Annotated in this window: 13 protein-coding genes; 4 read left to right on the plus strand and 9 right to left on the minus strand. The window is 55.5% G+C overall.

The window, feature by feature from the left end:
* Positions 1-457 precede the first annotated feature (457 nt).
* Together ACJJIK_RS21220 and ACJJIK_RS21225 are read left to right on the plus strand one after the other, a co-directional pair.
* Complete coding sequence (locus ACJJIK_RS21220; protein ID WP_444943786.1) at positions 458-2752, plus strand: TonB-dependent receptor; 2295 nt, start codon at positions 458-460, stop codon at positions 2750-2752.
* 204 nt (positions 2753-2956) lie between these two features.
* Complete coding sequence (locus ACJJIK_RS21225) at positions 2957-3949, plus strand: NAD(P)H-quinone oxidoreductase (protein ID WP_444943787.1); 993 nt, start codon at positions 2957-2959, stop codon at positions 3947-3949.
* Between the two features lie 47 nt (positions 3950-3996).
* On the opposite strand, the gene ACJJIK_RS21230 is transcribed toward ACJJIK_RS21225, so the two are convergent.
* Entirely contained in the window at positions 3997-6297 is a 2301-nt protein-coding gene (locus ACJJIK_RS21230; protein ID WP_444943788.1) for a transporter substrate-binding domain-containing protein, read from the minus strand.
* 90 nt (positions 6298-6387) lie between these two features.
* Entirely contained in the window at positions 6388-7740 is a 1353-nt protein-coding gene (gene xseA, locus ACJJIK_RS21235) for an exodeoxyribonuclease VII large subunit (protein ID WP_444943789.1), read from the minus strand.
* 175 nt (positions 7741-7915) lie between these two features.
* Between xseA and guaB the strand changes: the two genes are divergently transcribed.
* Positions 7916-9403, plus strand: a complete 1488-nt coding sequence (guaB, locus tag ACJJIK_RS21240) for an IMP dehydrogenase (RefSeq protein WP_444931859.1) — start codon at positions 7916-7918, stop codon at positions 9401-9403.
* 100 nt (positions 9404-9503) lie between these two features.
* On the plus strand, positions 9504-11081 hold the full coding sequence (guaA, locus tag ACJJIK_RS21245; protein ID WP_444943790.1) for a glutamine-hydrolyzing GMP synthase: 1578 nt from the start codon (positions 9504-9506) through the stop codon (positions 11079-11081).
* Positions 11082-11511: 430 nt separating this feature from the next.
* Here the strand turns inward: guaA and rlmB are convergent, their stop codons facing one another.
* The 7 genes from rlmB to ACJJIK_RS21280 form a co-directional block, all read right to left on the minus strand.
* Positions 11512-12294 carry a 23S rRNA (guanosine(2251)-2'-O)-methyltransferase RlmB gene (rlmB, locus tag ACJJIK_RS21250; RefSeq protein WP_444943791.1) on the minus strand — a complete coding sequence of 261 codons (783 nt, stop codon included), beginning with the start codon at positions 12292-12294 and terminating at the stop codon, positions 11512-11514.
* On the minus strand, positions 12291-13160 hold the full coding sequence (locus ACJJIK_RS21255) for a Rossmann-like and DUF2520 domain-containing protein (RefSeq protein ID WP_444943792.1): 870 nt from the start codon (positions 13158-13160) through the stop codon (positions 12291-12293). Before ACJJIK_RS21255 ends, rlmB begins: the two co-directional genes overlap by 4 nt.
* On the minus strand, positions 13160-13918 hold the full coding sequence (locus ACJJIK_RS21260) for a pyridoxine 5'-phosphate synthase (protein WP_444943793.1): 759 nt from the start codon (positions 13916-13918) through the stop codon (positions 13160-13162). The genes ACJJIK_RS21255 and ACJJIK_RS21260 overlap by 1 nt, the downstream gene beginning before the upstream one ends.
* Positions 13919-13921: 3 nt before the next feature.
* Positions 13922-14512 carry a peptidylprolyl isomerase gene (locus ACJJIK_RS21265; RefSeq protein WP_444943794.1) on the minus strand — a complete coding sequence of 197 codons (591 nt, stop codon included), beginning with the start codon at positions 14510-14512 and terminating at the stop codon, positions 13922-13924.
* Between the two features lie 158 nt (positions 14513-14670).
* Positions 14671-15351, minus strand: a complete 681-nt coding sequence (locus tag ACJJIK_RS21270) for a TIGR04211 family SH3 domain-containing protein (RefSeq protein ID WP_444931853.1) — start codon at positions 15349-15351, stop codon at positions 14671-14673.
* A gap of 30 nt (positions 15352-15381) precedes the next feature.
* The gene (locus tag ACJJIK_RS21275) at positions 15382-15681 is read right to left on the minus strand and encodes a YciI family protein (protein WP_444931852.1); all 300 of its coding nucleotides are present in this window, start codon (positions 15679-15681) and stop codon (positions 15382-15384) included.
* A 34-nt stretch (positions 15682-15715) separates the two neighbouring features.
* Positions 15716-16435: a VC0807 family protein gene (locus tag ACJJIK_RS21280; protein WP_444931851.1), complete on the minus strand. Its 720-nt coding sequence runs from the start codon at positions 16433-16435 to the stop codon at positions 15716-15718.
* Positions 16436-16537: the final 102 nt, after the last annotated feature.

A 16537-nucleotide genomic window follows, 5' to 3' on the forward strand; every position in this document is an offset into this window, starting at 1 on the left:
GAGGCTCGGCTAAAGTCCTAATAGCATATCCCTTTTAAAGTAGACAAAAAATTTTGTGTTTTTCTGGTGGATTAGATACATATTGTCATTGGATTTTTGAAAAGTAATCAATTTATGCTGTTGGGGGGCGCCTTAAATAGGTCGCCCTTAAACAGTGCATGGTTTTATTTCTTTAGATTCCTTTAATTTTTTATTCAATTTGAAAGAACTTTTCCGACTAATTGGGTTATTTTGCCGGCATTTGTGGCAAATGGACTTCCACACCGGGTTGTGAGCCTGTAACCTGTCCATGTCACAGATTCACTGCGAAATTTGTGCCTCTTTATCAGCACGGTCTTGAATCGGAGCTTCACTTAGTCGGAACCTCTTTTTAGAGGTGGAGCGGTGGGGCCAGGCAGTACCGGTTGCGATAAGTCCGTTGTTGTACATAAAAAAAATAAAACAATGGAGAGAAAACATGGAAAGTCCGTCAAAATCCAGGCAGCACTCTGCTCTGCTTTCCGCCTGTTCCGTAGCAACGCTTTGGTTAGCCAGTGGTATCAGCCCCAGTTATGCCGCAGAGGGCGCTGTCGGCACCCTTATGGAAGAAGTGCAGGTTACCGCCCGCAAGCGTGCAGACGCGGAATTACTTCAGGATGTTCCAGTAGCGGCTACCGCCTATTCTGGCGATCAACTGGAAGCACTGCAAACCCGAGATTTGCAGAGTCTTTCTTTCAAAATGCCGAACGTCCAGTTGGAGGATGTAGGCACGGTAAAAAACACGGCAAACTTTACGGTGCGCGGTCTCGGAGTCAATAGCTCTATTCCGTCGATTGATCCCACGGTAGGGGTCTTTGTCGATGGTATGTACCTCGGTGTGAATGCGGGTGTTGTCACCGACCTGTTTGACCTGGAGGGTATCGAAGTACTCCGCGGTCCGCAGGGACTGCTGTTCGGCCGCAATGTTACCGGTGGTGCTGTTGTGGTTAAAACCGCGCGCCCCACCGATGAATTCTCTACCCGCTTTAAGGTATCCACCACCGACAATCTGGATATGGTAGCCGCAGGTTCAATCAACGGTGCCATCTCTGAGGATGTCAACGGCCGCCTGACGGTGTACTACAACGATGATCGCGGCTGGTTCGAAAACGTCGCCACCGGCAATGATAATGCCGGTGCCTCAGACAGCTGGTTTATTCGCCCGAGTTTTAGTGTTCAACTCAATGAAACCGCTGAGCTTATTGTGCGAATGGAACACGGGCGCATGGACTCCGATGGGGTTGTTGCGCAAAACCGTGGTAGCGAAGCCTTAGTCGTTGATACCGGAACTGGCTATGACATATACCCCAGTGCAACTCAGATTGCTGAGGCGTACGGTATTCTTAACTGGGACAATAGTGAGGACTCCTTTGAGGTTGCCCAGGATGAAGAGGGCTACCAAAAAGACGAGTGGAGCCAGATTATTACTGAATTCAATAAAGACGTTGAATTTGGTAACGGTACCATTACCAATATCCTGGCCTGGCGCACCTATGAGGCGCAGGGCCTCGCCGATGTAGATTCCCTGCCGATAGTGGGCTTCCATGCCGACTCCAATGTAGAACAGAGCCAGCTTAGCAACGAGCTGCGCTATGCCGGTCGCTTCGGTCGCACGGCGATCACTAGCGGTGTTTACTGGTTCTCTCAGGATGTGACCTATCTGGAAAATCGCTTGCTGGCCGGTGGTCTGTTCGATTGGACCGGTGGCGGTGAGCAGGATCACAGTACCTATGGCATTTTTACCCAGGCGGACATCGACCTGAATGAGGCCTGGGTGCTGACCTTGGGAGGGCGCTACTCGCAAGAGGAAAAAGACGTCAAGATTGCCTCTATTCCTCTGAATACCTGCACCCTGGATGGCTGCTCTCAATACGACTTCACGGATAGCGAAAGCTGGAATGCCTTTACGCCCAAAGTCGGCTTGCAGTGGACGGTTTCCGACGAGACCCAGCTCTATACCTTCTGGACCAAGGGCTTTCGCAGTGGCGGCTACAACTTGCGCAACGCCGGTCTAGATCCCACCCAGCCCCCTCTCACTCCCTATGAACCACAGGCAACAGATCAGGAGGAGCAGAACAGCTTCGAAATCGGCGCCAAGGTAGATTGGTTCAATGGCCGCCTGCGCACCAATATGGCGGTGTTCCACAACTCGATTGACGATATGCAGCGGGAGGAGAATATGCCCGATGCGGCGAGCGGCGTGGCGCAGATTATTCGCAACACCGCTGATGCCACCATTCGCGGTGCCGAGCTTGAGGCTATGGCCGCGCTGAGTGAAAACCTGCTGTTGACCTTCAATGTGGGCTATGTGGATGGCGACTACGACAAGGTACTCGGCGACCTGAACGGTGATGGTGTCGTAGATGATGTAGACCTGGGTCTTGAGATTCCCCGCCTGGCGCCCTGGACCTATGGCGTTGGCGTGGTACACGACCTATCCCTGGGCTCCTACGGAAACCTGACTTCCCGCATTAACTTTAACCACCGCGATGAAGCACCTTACAGTGATGATAACCGGGGTATGTTGTCTGAAGTGGAAATGTTGGACTTCAGTATTGGCTATACCTCCGATAGCGGCCAATACACGCTCTCTGTATTCGGTAAAAATATGCTGGATGAAGTTACCGAGGGCAATGATACCCAGCTACCGGTCAATCTCGGTGGTATCGGTGCCAGCTTTACCCCGCTGAATAAAGGTCGCGTAATGGGTGTTGAGTTTATTTACGAGCTTTAAGCGCGGCGAATAAACTATTGGTCTGGAGAATGATGTTTTAGCTGACCAGGCCTAGATACGGCCAGGGCCTCTCGCAATCTAAATTTGTCGGGAGGTCCTGGCCGTTTTTATTGGCGCTAGGGCAATTAAAAACAGGGTGGAAATCTCTGGTAACCTTGTGTGGCTGGCGTGGCCATAAAGTGAAAGTCAATAAAGGGAAAGTCGATGCGGTTTATTGATCTGCCTGCCTTTGGTGGGCCCGAAGTAATGCAGTTGCAGGAGATGGAACGGCCAACTCCGGGGCCGGACGAAGTCCTTATCCGCGTGGCGGCGGCCGGGGTCAATCGCCCGGATATTGTGCAGCGCCAGGGCCACTATCCACCACCTGCTGGGGCATCGGCAGTGCTGGGGTTGGAGGTTGCCGGTGAGGTTGTCGCGATTGGGGGCAAGGTTGCGCGCTGGCAGGTGGGAGATAAGGTCTGCGCGCTGACCAATGGCGGGGGCTACGCCGAGTATGCCGTCGCCCCAGAGGGGCAGTGCCTGCCGATTCCGGCAAACCTAACCCCAGTTGAGGCGGCGGCCCTGCCGGAAACCTTCTTTACCGTATGGAGCAATGTTTTTGATCGCGCCGCTTTAAAAGCGGGCGAGGTGATCTTAATTCACGGCGGCGCCTCGGGTATTGGTACTACGGCTATCCAGTTGGCCCACAGTTTGGCAGCCCGGGTTTTTGTCACTGCGGGAAGCGCAGAAAAGTGTGCAGCCTGTGTGGCACTGGGAGCGGAGCGGGCGATTAATTACCGGGAGGAAGACTTTGTCTCCGTTGTGCGCGAGGCGACAGCGGAGCGCGGCGCCGATGTTGTTTTGGATATGGTCGGTGGCAGTTATATCAATAATAATATTCGTGTAGCCGCTAATGATGGTCGGATCGTGAATATTGCCTACCTGGCTGGCGCCAAAGTGGAGGTGAATATGCTGCCGGTGATGTTGAAGCGACTCACGTTAAGCGGGTCAACCCTGCGGGCCCGCTCGCCGCAGGTGAAATCCGGCATTGCACAAGCGCTGGAGGCGAAGGTGTGGCCGTTGATTGAAGCGGGAAAAGTTCGCCCGCAAATTGCCGCCCAGTTTCCCCTGGAGCAGGTGGTGGAGGCACATAAACTGCTGGAATCACGCAGTATCACCGGCAAAATTGTGTTGAGCCTCTGCAAGTCTGGGGCGTGACGGAATTATTCAGGGGCTCCTCAACCCTATTGGGCCCCTGTGGCCGTCTAGGGGGAAGAGTAAGCGGGCGCCCAGTGTACCATCCCCTCTGGCACGTCCCCGGGTTCACAGTGGACTTTGGGGGGGAGTCTCTGTATCGGGGGGTAAAACGCCACGGTATCGCTCATCACTTCGACGTAGGCCTTGTACAGTTTGCTGATATTGCGCACATACTGTACGGGCTCAGAGCCCCGCACATAGCCGTAGCGGGCCCGCTTAAAATACTGCGGCTGGGCCAGCTTTAGCATGGCCACCTCTACATTGTCGAACCACACATTGGGGTCCAGCCCCAGTTCTTTGGCCAGGCGCTGGGCATCGAGCAAGTGGCCGTATCCAGCATTGTAGGAGGCCAGGGTAAACCAGAGTTTATTCACGGTGGGCAGGGCGGGATTAAAGCGATCGCGCACCCAGTCCATATATTTTACGCCCGCTTTTATTCCTCTTTCAGGTTCAAACAGTGGCGGGGGGAACCCCATTTCCTCTGCGGTAGCGGGCATCACCTGCATCAGGCCCTGGGCGCCAACCGGGGACACGGCCTTGGGGTTGAAATTGCTCTCCTGCCACATTTGCGCGACGATCATGCGCCAGTCAAAATCGTATTTAAAGGCCGACTCCTTGACCAGCTTGTCGAAAGGGGAGAGCTTTTCTCCCGGTATAACCCTCGAACTGACACGGCGCATAAAGCGTTTATTCGGCTCAAAATAGGCCTGATACTGTTGTTTGTACTGGCTGGTTTTTTTGTAACTTTGCAAGAATTTATTTAAATTTTGTAGCAGGTGCCAGTTTTTGCGCAGCACCAGCCATCCCTGTGGGCGCGGGTCGCCGATCAGGGTGCCGAGGGTGAGATCGGGTTCTACCGAGGTCTCGATTTTGGCGCGGCCCGAGTGGGCAATGGTGGCATCGATCAGGCCGTCGGCAATCATTGAAAAAATTTGCGACTGGGAAATATCCGGTGGTGCGACACGAATATCGACATCTATACCGGCATTTTTTAAGGACTCTGCTACCTCGATAAAAGAGGAATAGGCCCGCAGGGTGAGTTTGCGACCATTGAGATCCTGGATTTGCTTGATCGGCGGGCGCCCCTTGTCGCTGACAACCTGGTCCGAGGATTCCACATAGGGTTTGGTAAACACCATGCCCTGGGCCTCAAGGGCGGAGGTAATATTGAGTTCGGCGCCGGCAAAGTCGCCGCGCCCGGCTCTCAGCCAATCGGCCAAGCTCTCCTCATAGGGGACCACAATCACCTGTAATTGCAGGTTGTGTTTGTTGGCAAAGGCTTGTGCCAGGTCGTAGTCAAATCCCATTAATACCCCTTTCCACAGAAAGTAGGTTGTGGGGCCGTTATAAGTCAGCAGGCGGATCACCCCGGATTTTTTAATGCCCTTCCAGTCGGTAATGCGCTCCACTTGGGCTTTGACCAAATTGCGGGTGAGGAAATGATTGACGGTGGTATTGAGACGCTTGGCGTTTTTGCGTAGGCCCCAGGCAATATTTTGCATTGTGGATACGTCGGCACCCAGGCGTAAGTCGTCGCGATAATTGCGCAGGTCTTCTGCGGCAAAGTCCTCCAGTATGGCCACGCGATTTTTCTGCGCGTTGATAAGGTCCATCAGGTTATCGCGGTTGCCGTGAATATCCAGTTCGCGGATGGTCAGGTTGGCGTCGGGGTTTTCGGCCACAATTTTTTCGGCGGTTTCCCGGATGGCAGAGCCGGCGGGAATAATAATTTCAATATTCTTTAATTGGCGGGCATCTGAAATGTCTGGTCCCTCTGGGCCGGTAACCAAAATAAGGCGTGCGTGACGTACGGGCACGGTAAATTCGATGACCTTTTCACGGGCATCGGTGACGGTTAAGTTGTAGGCGATAATATCGGCCTCGCCATCGATTAGCATTTGTATCGCTTGGTCTGGCGTTTCCGCTTTAATCCACTTGGGCTCCAGTTTTAATTGTTTGGCCAGTTTGTTGGCGAGTTCAAAGTGGCGCAGGCTGACGACTCCGTCGCGGGGGAGTAAATCCTCCGAGGCGCCGGATAGATTAACAAAGCGGATGGTGTCGTGCTTTTTAATTGCTTGCAGGTCACCGGTTTCGAGATAATTAACCGGCGTTTCTTTGGCGGGGGCAATTTCGGGCTGCTCTCTGGCCGCTTTATTCGCGTCGCCTGCCTCGGCCGCCGACATAGTGACTGACTCGGCCACACCGGACTCGCGCTTTTGTTCGGAGCAGGCGCTTGCGGCAAGAAATAGTGCAGAAAGTAATAGCCAGCCCCACAGGTTTAGGTGGACGGCAGTAGCTTCACTACCCATAGAGCGCTCCGCTGACATTTTCCTGGCAAAGTATAGTGTCGTGGGAATTGCGCTCTTGACTCTTTGGCGACTGGGGAGTGAGTTGGTTTTCTAGTCAGAAACGGCGTCAACTGTTGCGCTGAAACTTCCCCTGGCCAACCTGACTTGGACCTGCTGGTCGGTACGCAGGTCTGCACTGTCGCGCACCGCGCGTTTGTCGGAGTCCAGCACAATGGCGTAGCCCCGCTGTAAAACGGCCAGTGGGCTGATGTTTTGCAACATCTGTGCGCGGTGAGCCAGTGTGTCGCCACTACGCTGTAAAATTAATTGCATGGCGCGCTGTAAATTTGCCTGTAGCTGTATTAATTTTTTCTGGCTCTCATCGAGCCGGCGCGCCGGTTGACTGTGGCTAAAGGCCCGCACGGCAGAGGTCAGTTGGGTTTTGCGTTTGTGAATCTGCTGTTGGCTCGCCGCAGTCAGGCGCATTTCCAGGTGGTCCAGGCGCTGGGTCTGGTTGAGGAGCTGCTCCCGGGGGTGGCGCAAGCGGTTGCGTCGCAATTGGACCTGTTGGGACAGGTGTTTTAATTGATTGTCTATCGCGCGCTGGAGTCTGCGCTGGGCCTGTTCGAGCCGCTGTAGAATCTCTGCGGCATTGGCGCTGGCTATTTCCGCTGCGGCAGAGGGAGTGGGTGCGCGCAGGTCGGCGGCTAAATCGGCAATCGTGGTGTCGGTCTCGTGGCCGACGGCAGAAATAGTGGGAATAGGACTGGCGGCCAGTGCGCGGGCGACAATTTCCTCATTAAAAGACCACAGGTCTTCCAGGGAACCGCCGCCGCGACCGACAATTAATAAATCGTGGCGGCCACTGCGGCCGGCTTTTTCAATGGCCGCCGCAATTTGCTCGGCGGCGCCCTGACCTTGAACCGCCACCGGCCAAAGTTCAATGGTGGCCGAGGGGTGTCTTCTGCCCAATACGTGGATCATATCCCGTATTGCCGCTCCGGTGGGCGAGGTGACAATACCGATATTGGTTGGCAAAAAAGGCAGGGGGCGTTTTTTGCTGGCGTCAAACAGGCCCTCGGCGTTTAATTTTGCTTTGAGCTGTTCCAGTTGGCGCATCAGAGCGCCAAAGCCGGCCTCCTCCATATGCTCCACGATCAGCTGAAATTCTCCGCGCCCTTCGTACAGGCTCACCCTGGCCCGAATTAAAACCTCGCGGCCGTTTTGCGGTCGAAAGGCAACGCTGCGATTGCGTCCGCGAAACATCGCGCAGCGCACCTGGGCGCGGGCATCTTTGAGACTAAAATACCAGTGCCCGGAACTGGGGACAGAAAAATTGGAAATCTCTCCGCTAATCCACAGCAGTGGCACACTGCTTTCCAGGAGATGTTTAACTTCCCGATTCAGGTCGCTTACCGACAGCACGCTGCGCTTGGCATTTTGACTTGGGGGAATTGTCTGCATCACTGAATCTCGTCGGGCAATTTTGGCGGAGCAATATTGCAGTATCGCCTGTTTAGGTAAAGCGTTTTGCACTACAAATTGGTTTTTCTGTAAATTGGTGTTTGCGCTTTGGGCGCGTAGAGGTATAATCGCGCCGATACCCAATCCCGCCTATTTCGAGGTTTGAGTGTCAACAATGTCTGAATCCAATCTGCGCATCGCGCGCGAAGCCCTCACTTTTGACGACGTCCTACTTGTGCCCGGATATTCCGAGGTCACGGCCAAGGATGTGAGTTTAAAAACCCAACTCTCCCGCAACATTACCCTGAACATCCCCATTGTGTCCGCCGCTATGGATACGGTGACGGAAGCTCGCCTGGCCATTGCCCTGGCCCAGGAAGGGGGTATCGGCATTATTCACAAAAGTATGTCGATAGAGGCTCAGGCTCTCGCCGTTCGCGCGGTGAAGAAGTTTGAAGCCGGTGTGGTAAAAGACCCGATTACGATTGAGTCCGACGCCACGGTACGCGAGTTGATCGCGCTGACCAGCCACCACAATATTTCCGGTGTACCGGTAATGAATCGTGGAGATCTGGTCGGTATCGTTACCAGTCGCGATGTTCGCTTTTTAACGGATCTCGATGTCAGTGTCGCCAGTATTATGACGCCGAAAGAGCGTTTGGTAACGGCCCATGAAGATGCCTGCCCCGATGAGGTGCGCGAGCTACTGCACAAGCATCGCATCGAAAAAGTATTAGTTGTTAACGACAACTTTGAGCTGCGCGGCCTGATCACGGTTAAAGACTTTAACAAAGCGGAGCAGTACCCGAACTCCTGTAAGGATTCCGATGGCCGTCTGCGCGTTGGCGCCTCTGTAGGCACCAGCCCGGATACCGACGATCGCGTGGCGGCACTGGTAGAAGCCGGCGTTGATGTACTGGTTGTGGATACCGCTCACGGCCACTCCCGCAATGTGATCGAGCGCGTGCGCCGCATTAAGGAAATGCATCCCCGCGTCGATGTGATCGGTGGCAATATCGCCACGGCGGAAGCGGCGCGGGCACTGGTTGAGGCCGGTGCGGATGCGGTCAAAGTGGGTATTGGTCCCGGTTCTATCTGTACCACCCGTATCGTAACAGGCATCGGTGTACCCCAGGTGACCGCAATTGCCGAGGTTGCCTCAGCCCTTAAAGAATTCGGCGTGCCGATGATTGCCGATGGCGGTATTCGTTACTCCGGCGATATTTCCAAGGCGATCGTTGCCGGCGCTTCATCGGTCATGATGGGCTCCATGTTCGCCGGTACCGAAGAGGCGCCCGGTGAAGTCGAACTCTACCAGGGCCGTACCTACAAGTCTTACCGGGGGATGGGTTCTCTCGGCGCTATGTCCCGTACCCAGGGCTCTTCCGATCGCTACTTCCAGGATGCGAGCAAGGGCGCTGAAAAGCTGGTACCGGAGGGCATCGAGGGTCGCGTACCGTATAAAGGCCCGCTGTCCGCCATCGTCCACCAGATGATGGGCGGCCTGCGCTCGGCGATGGGCTATACCGGCAGTGTCGATATCGACATTATGCGCACCCGCCCCGAGTTTGTACGGGTCACTGCGGCCGGTATGGGTGAGTCCCATGTCCACGATGTACAGATCACCAAAGAAGCGCCCAACTATCCGGTGGGCCGCCGCTAAGCCCTCGACCTTTCCCGGGTGAAAAAACATAAACAGAGCAAGCAGCAAACGGACCTTTAAGGTCCGTTTGCCGTTATTTAATCCAGTTATCGAGTAAGTTATGAGCCAAGATATCCATTCCAGCCGAATACTCATTCTCGACTTCGGGTCCCAGTACACTCAATTGATCGCCCGCCGTGTCCGCGAGTTGGGCGTATTCTCTGAAATTCGCGCTTTCGATATGAGCGAAGAGGAAATTCGCGCATATCAACCCAAGGGGATTATTCTCGCCGGCGGCCCCGAGTCGGTGCCGGAAGAGGGCTCGCCGCGCGCGCCGGAAATCGTTTACAACCTGGGCGTGCCGGTATTGGGTATTTGCTACGGCATGCAGACTATGGCCCACCAGCTGGGCGGCTCTGTGCAGGGCAGCGATGTCCGCGAGTTCGGCTACGCCCAGGTAAAGGTGGAGGGCCAATCCAAGCTGCTGAGCGATATCAAAGATCATGTCGCTGAGGATGGCAGCGCCCTGTTGGATGTGTGGATGAGCCACGGCGACAAGGTTGTGGCGATGCCAGAGGGCTTTGAGTTGCTGGCATCGACAGACTCCTGCCCGATTGCCGGTATGTACAGCGCGGAGAAGAATTTCTTCGGTGTGCAGTTCCACCCGGAAGTGACTCACACCCTGCAGGGCATGCGTATTTATGAGCGCTTTGTGATCGATATTTGCGGGTGTGAAAAACTCTGGACCCCCGCCAATATTATTGAAGATTCTATCGCCAAGGTGCGCGCCCAGGTGGGTGAGGATAAGGTGCTGCTCGGCTTGTCCGGCGGTGTCGACAGCTCTGTGGTGGCGGCCCTGTTACACAAGGCCATTGGCGATCAGCTGACTTGTGTATTTGTGGATAACGGTCTCCTGCGTAAAAACGAAGGCGATCAGGTGATGCAGATGTTCGCCGACAATATGGGGGTGCGGGTTATTCGCGCCGATGCGGAGGAGGATTTCCTCGGGCGCCTCGAAGGTGAAAAGGACCCGGAGGCCAAGCGCAAAATTATCGGCAACACCTTTATCGAGATCTTCGATCGTGAGGCGTCCAAATTACAGGAAGTTAAATTCCTGGCCCAGGGCACTATCTATCCCGACGTTATTGAGTCCGCCGCCGCCAAAACCGGCAAGGCGCATGTGATCAAGTCTCACCACAATGTGGGCGGCCTGCCGGAAGATATGCAGTTTGAGTTGGTGGAGCCCCTGCGCGAGCTGTTTAAAGACGAGGTGCGCAAGATCGGTCTGGAACTGGGTCTGCCTTACGATATGGTTTACCGCCACCCCTTCCCGGGCCCGGGCCTGGGCGTGCGGATTCTCGGTGAGGTCAAACAGGAGTATGCCGATATCCTGAGAGAGGCGGATGCGATCTTTATCGAAGAGTTGCACAACGCCGACTGGTACCACAAAACCAGCCAGGCCTTTGCTGTATTCCTGCCGGTGAAGTCGGTGGGTGTTGTCGGCGACGGCCGCCGCTATGAGTATGTAGTGGCCCTACGCGCCGTTGAAACGGTGGACTTTATGACCGCGCGCTGGGCGCACCTGCCCTACGAGCTGATTGAGAAGGTCTCCAATCGCATTATCAACGAGATAGAGCATATCTCCCGTGTGGTTTACGACGTCTCCAGCAAGCCGCCCGCAACGATTGAGTGGGAGTAAGGGGATAGTGGATAGGGGTGCTTAGCGCCCCTTTCTTTTATTTGGCGGTGGCAGGGAGCCTCCTGAAAGCCCCGCAGGGCGGGCTTTAAAGCTTCGCAGAGGTACTGTGGAATTATTTACAGACTCCCTGGTACTCTATTTTCCACAGTGAGCTTTTCTCCTTATTCGATCTTTAATTAGTACAGATTGCTATTAAAAATATGCTTGGGCTTTTGCTAACTCGTTGATTTTTTGAGCGTTTCCCGAGCTGTCTATTTTTTCTTCATATTGTCACAATGACCAATTCACGGGCCTTTGCGGCCTGCCGCTCGAAGTTAGCCACAGAGATATCCACAGAATCTGTGGGTAGTGGAAAATCTTGGATAAGCTGGGTGGGAATCCGTGGGATAAGTGGAGACTTGGGAGGCGGATGCCTCCCAGTTGGGGAGAGTTAGATTTCACGGCGGAAGCTGATCAGCGCGGCAGTAACCGCCACATTCAGGCTTTCCACATCGTTTTGCATCGGGATACGCACCAGCTCATTGCACTGGCTGGCGACGGCATCGCTGACGCCGTGGGTCTCATTACCCAGTACAAAAATGGTGGAAACTTGACTGGAGACCTCTCTCAGAGTGGTTTGAGCGTGGGATGACAGGCCGCAAATCTGGGCGCCAGCCTCGCGAAACTCTCCCAGGGTGGCCGCCAGTTTGTCGCAACGCAAAATCTGGGTTTTAAACAGGGTGCCGGTGCTGGCTTTGATCACCAGTGGATCTATCTGTGCACAGCCTTTTTTCGGCAGAATAATTCCATCGATGCCACCGGCACAGGCCGAGCGGATAATCATGCCGAGGTTTTGTGGGTTGGTAATGCCATCCAGGGCCAGCAATTCATAAGTGCTTTTATGCTCTGGAGCGCTAACTTTCTGTAAAAAGTCCGCCGCCCGGCCGTAGTGGGGCAGGGCAAGGTCCAGGGCTACCCCCTGATCTTGGCGGGAGTTTTTGGAAATCCGGGACAGGCCTTTGCGATCCCAGTGGGCGATTTCAATCTGGCGCTCTTCTGCCAGGCTCTCCATCCGCTGAATCAACTGGTCGCGCCGGTTACTGCTGGCCAGGTGTAATTTGTGGACGGGTACGGATAAATCCTCGAGGGCTTCGAGTACGGGCTTGCGCCCATAAATCGTCAAGAGGCTGTCGAAGAAGGCTTTTTTTTCCAGGTATTCGGAGGAGTCTTTCACCGCGTTGGCTCGCTCAGCAATTCGATCAATTTGGCCGCACTCTCGTCGGAGAGTGGACCGCGCCGCGCCAACTCTACACAGGCCAGGCCCAGATGGCGATAGCAGAGTGCCAGTTGGCTATCCACAGCGGCGAGGCTTTCCACCTGCGCGCTCACGGTTGCGATATCCCCCCGGGCAATGGGGCCCGTCAGCGATTTCTCCGGCCCCAGGGTCATATTGTTTTGCAGGGTCTGCGAAACAATCGGCGCCAGCAGGCGCAGGGCCCTGTCTCGCTCTATACCGGCGGCGGCAAAGCTCTGCAGGCTCAGGTCCATCAGGGTGGTTAAATAGTTGGAGGCAATGACCGATCCGGCGTGGTAGAGGGACTTGTTACTGGGGTCGATATTGAGGATTTCTCCGCCAATAGCGGCAAAGGCCGCAGAGAGGATTTGCCCGGCTCGGGGGTCCCCCTCAATGGCGACGCTGGTGCCGGCAAAAGTCTCCAGCGAAGTTTCCGGTTTGGCAAAACTGTGTACCGGGTGGGCGCTGGCAGTGAGGGCGGGCTTTAAAGCTTTGAGCACCTCAGAGCTGAGGGCGCCGCTACAGTGGAATACCAGGGTACTGTGGTCGATAAGGTCACTTGCGGCCAGCTGCTGGGCAAATACGCCGATTTCGCTGTCGATGCAACTGATCGGCCACAGATCTGCCGCCGGCATTGCGGCGAGGGATTCGGCGGCGTTGCCGGCGCCGATAAATCGGCTGGCAGCCCGACCGCTCTCCAGGCTGCGGTTGTAAATCGACTGTACCCGCAGTACACCATTTTCCTGCCACAGCCGCCCGAGGGTTTTGCCCAGGCGACCGGCGCCAATAATGTTGAGACTTTGCATCAGTTGCCGGCGAGGCAGTTGACGTAGGCGTTGACGGCATTTTCCAGGCCCATACCGATAGCGTCGACAGTAAACGCGTGGCCAATAGAGACCTCTTGCAGTCCCGGCAGGGTGCGGTAGCGCGGCAGGTTGACCAGGTTGAGATCGTGGCCGGCATTAATGCCCAGGCCCAGTTGGTGTGCGTGCTCGGCTGCGGCACAGTGGGCGGAGAAAATACTTTCCAGCTCTGGGCTCTGCTTGGCTGCCGCTTCGGCGTAGGGGCCGGTGTAGAGCTCGATGCGGTCTGCGCCCACCGCCTTGGCCAGGCCGATTTGCTCCAGGTCCGGGTCCATAAACAGGCTGACACGTATGCCGGCTTTTTTCAGTTGCTCAATGATGGGAACCAAGCGATCGCCGTCCCGCTTGAGGTCAAAACCGTGGTCCGAGGTGAGCTGATCGTTGCTGTCGGGTACCAGGGTGCACTGGTCCGGCTGGGTTTCTGTCACCAGGGGGATCAGGCCGGGGTAATCCCCCAGGGGGGCGGCAAAGGGGTTGCCCTCAACATTAAACTCAATGTTTTCGCGGCCGGCGCAGAGCGCTGCCAGACCGCGCACATCGCCGGGGCGGATATGTCGCTGGTCGGGGCGGGGGTGAACGGTCAGCCCCTGGGCGCCGGCGTCCAGGCAGCTGCGCCCGTGGGCGATGACATCGGGAAAGTTGCCTTCGCGGGAGTTGCGAATTAAGGCGATTTTATTGAGGTTTACGCTGAGAGCGATCACTACTTATTCTCCCTTGCTATTTTCAGCGACAGTAGTGTCACTGGCGCTAATTCGTTTTGCGGAAAGTATACGGATTGGGATGTTTGGGGCCTCGGGGTGCTGGCGGTAGAGTCCCCGGGGTTCCCGCTCAATTTTCTCGACGATCGACATTCCCTCGATCACTCTGCCGAAAACGGCATAGCCGGGTTTGTCTTCACTGCCATCGAGTTTGAAATTGTCTTTCAGGTTGATAAAAAACTGCGAGGTGGCGCTGTCGGGGTCGCGGGTGCGTGCCATTGACAGGGTTCCGCGCAGATTTTGCAGTCCGTTGGTCGATTCGTTGATGATGGCGTCGCGGGTTTCTTTTTTGTGGAAGTCGAAGGTGAAGCCGCCACCTTGCACGACATAGCCGGGTACTACTCTGTGGAAAATAATGCCATCGTAAAAGCCGCTGTCGGTATAGGCGAGGAAATTCTCTACGGTGACCGGGGCTCGCTGGGCAAATAACTCCACGCGGATAACGCCGAGGTCGGTCTTTAGTTCTACCTGTGGGTTTTGAGCAAAGAGTGGCAGGCTGAAAAGGGTGCAAAAAAGCAGAGTGAATAACTTGCGCATCATCCGTGTCCTTTGAGTGTCCGGGTCAAATCGGTTTACTAATATGCCAGGTCTCAGTGAGAGAGAGGGTTGATATATGCCTGGATGCTACTGACTGCGGGGTGCTTATTTGCGTGCCCGCAGCCGTATAGTAAGCGATTTTTATCGCGGCGAGGAAATCAGTTGGCCCACTCGGAATTGCGCTTGCGCGGGCGCAAGTGTGGGGCAATCATCGCCAGGATAGCGCCCAGTACAACGGATAGGGCTCCGTACAGCTGCCACTTGCGCGCATCGCTGCTGGACAGGCGCTGGATCTCCGCTTCCGCCATACTTTTTTCTTGCTTTAGCAGCTCGTATTGGTGCAGGAGTTTCTGGTGGCGCTCATTGAGTGAGATGGCGTCGGCGGAAAGGGATTTCAGGTTCTTGAGCTCGGCGGCCAGTGCCTGGCTCTGCTGTTCGGCGGAAGTCAGGGCGCTGTGCAGTTCACTGTTCTCTGTTTCCAGGCGGCGAACCTCGCCCCCCAGATTGCCTTCCATTTTTTCAAAGCGGGCCAGATTTGCCTCCGCCGTTGCCAGCTTTAATTTGGCCACCGGCTCGCTGACCAAATACTGGCGCCTGATCCAGCCCTCGGTGCCGCTGGGGGTGCGCACTTTTGCCCAGCCCTCTGATGCCGCATCTTCGAGCAGTGTCAGTTCGGTGCCGCTGGCCAGGCCGCGGTGGATAATCCGGAACTCGTTGCCTTTGCCAGAGCGCATGGGCACGTGAAGTTGGTCGGTAATGTAGCGGGTCTCCGCTGCAAGCGCCGCTGGTGCTGAGTTCAGCAGCGCCACAGCGAGCACACCGGACAGGAATTTTTTCATTGTGATACAGCTATTTATTGGGAGTTTTTGTTAGGGCAGCACGAGCTTGTAGGGCTTGACCACAACCGATGCATAGACGCCCGCTTCGATGTAGGGGTCGCTGTCCGCCCAGGTCCGGGCCTCTTGCAGAGAGGGGAATTCGGCGATGACCAGGCTGCCGGTAAAGCCGGCTTCACCGGGCTCCTCGCTGTCGATGCCGGGGTGCGGTCCTGCGGCCAGTAGGCGCCCTTCATCTTTGAGCAGGTTGAGTCGGGCCAGGTGAGCGGCGCGGGCTTTTTTGCGTAAGGGGAGGCTATCGCCAACATCTTCACTGATGATTGCGTACCACATGCTTGTTAATACTCTTGTTAGTTTTTTAAAGTTGCTATTGCGCAACCATGACTTCTTCCAGCTTTAACCCGGTCAGTTTGCCGATGCGGGAGAAGAGGAAAAAGAGCGCGCCCATCAAAATCAGGGTTGATGGGAGTGCGATAACCAGATAGCCATACAGCGTCATTTCACCCAGCTCGGTGTTGTAGGCCTCGGTGCCCGGCGGGCTGATAACGATCATTTTGGCGAGGATATAGTTCAGCGCCGAGGAGAAAAAGAATGATCCGGCCACAATCCATGAGGTTTGGCGCAAGGTGCGGTCAAAGGCCGGCTGGTTGCCATTATCCTGTAGGGACTGGGCAATTTTTGCAGTATCGAGAATTTGGTCGTTGTAGAGCAACGTTTTGACCAGGGGCCAGCGGGTGTAAACGGAGAGTGCGGTGGCGATGCCCAGCAGGCCGGGGATAGCGGCTTCTTTGATCGCAATATATTGCGGGTCCAGCTTCAGCAGGCTGATGCCGCCGGTCAGCAGGATGCCAATAAAACCGAGGGCTGAGAAAAAGTTGACCTTGCCCAGGCGCAGCAGGTCGCGAAGGCCGTAGCCCAGGGGGAAGGCGAGGGCGGCTATCAGTGCCCAGGTGGTGCCCAGCCATTCATCTCCGGAGAGCTTGGTCAGGATCAATGTCGGAATAATGACATTGAAGGTGATATTGCTGAGAAACCCTTCCTTTTTAGGTTTCTCGGGAGATGTCGTGGTCGAATTCGTTTCGGTCATACTCAATTCCGGTGATAATGCCCGCTGGAAGCTGAGGGGCGTCAAATCGTACTGACCGCCAGTTCAATTTCCCCGCTGACAAAACTGCTGTCAGACTTCGGC

The organism is Microbulbifer regidiadema (SeqCode), assembly GCF_052466995.1.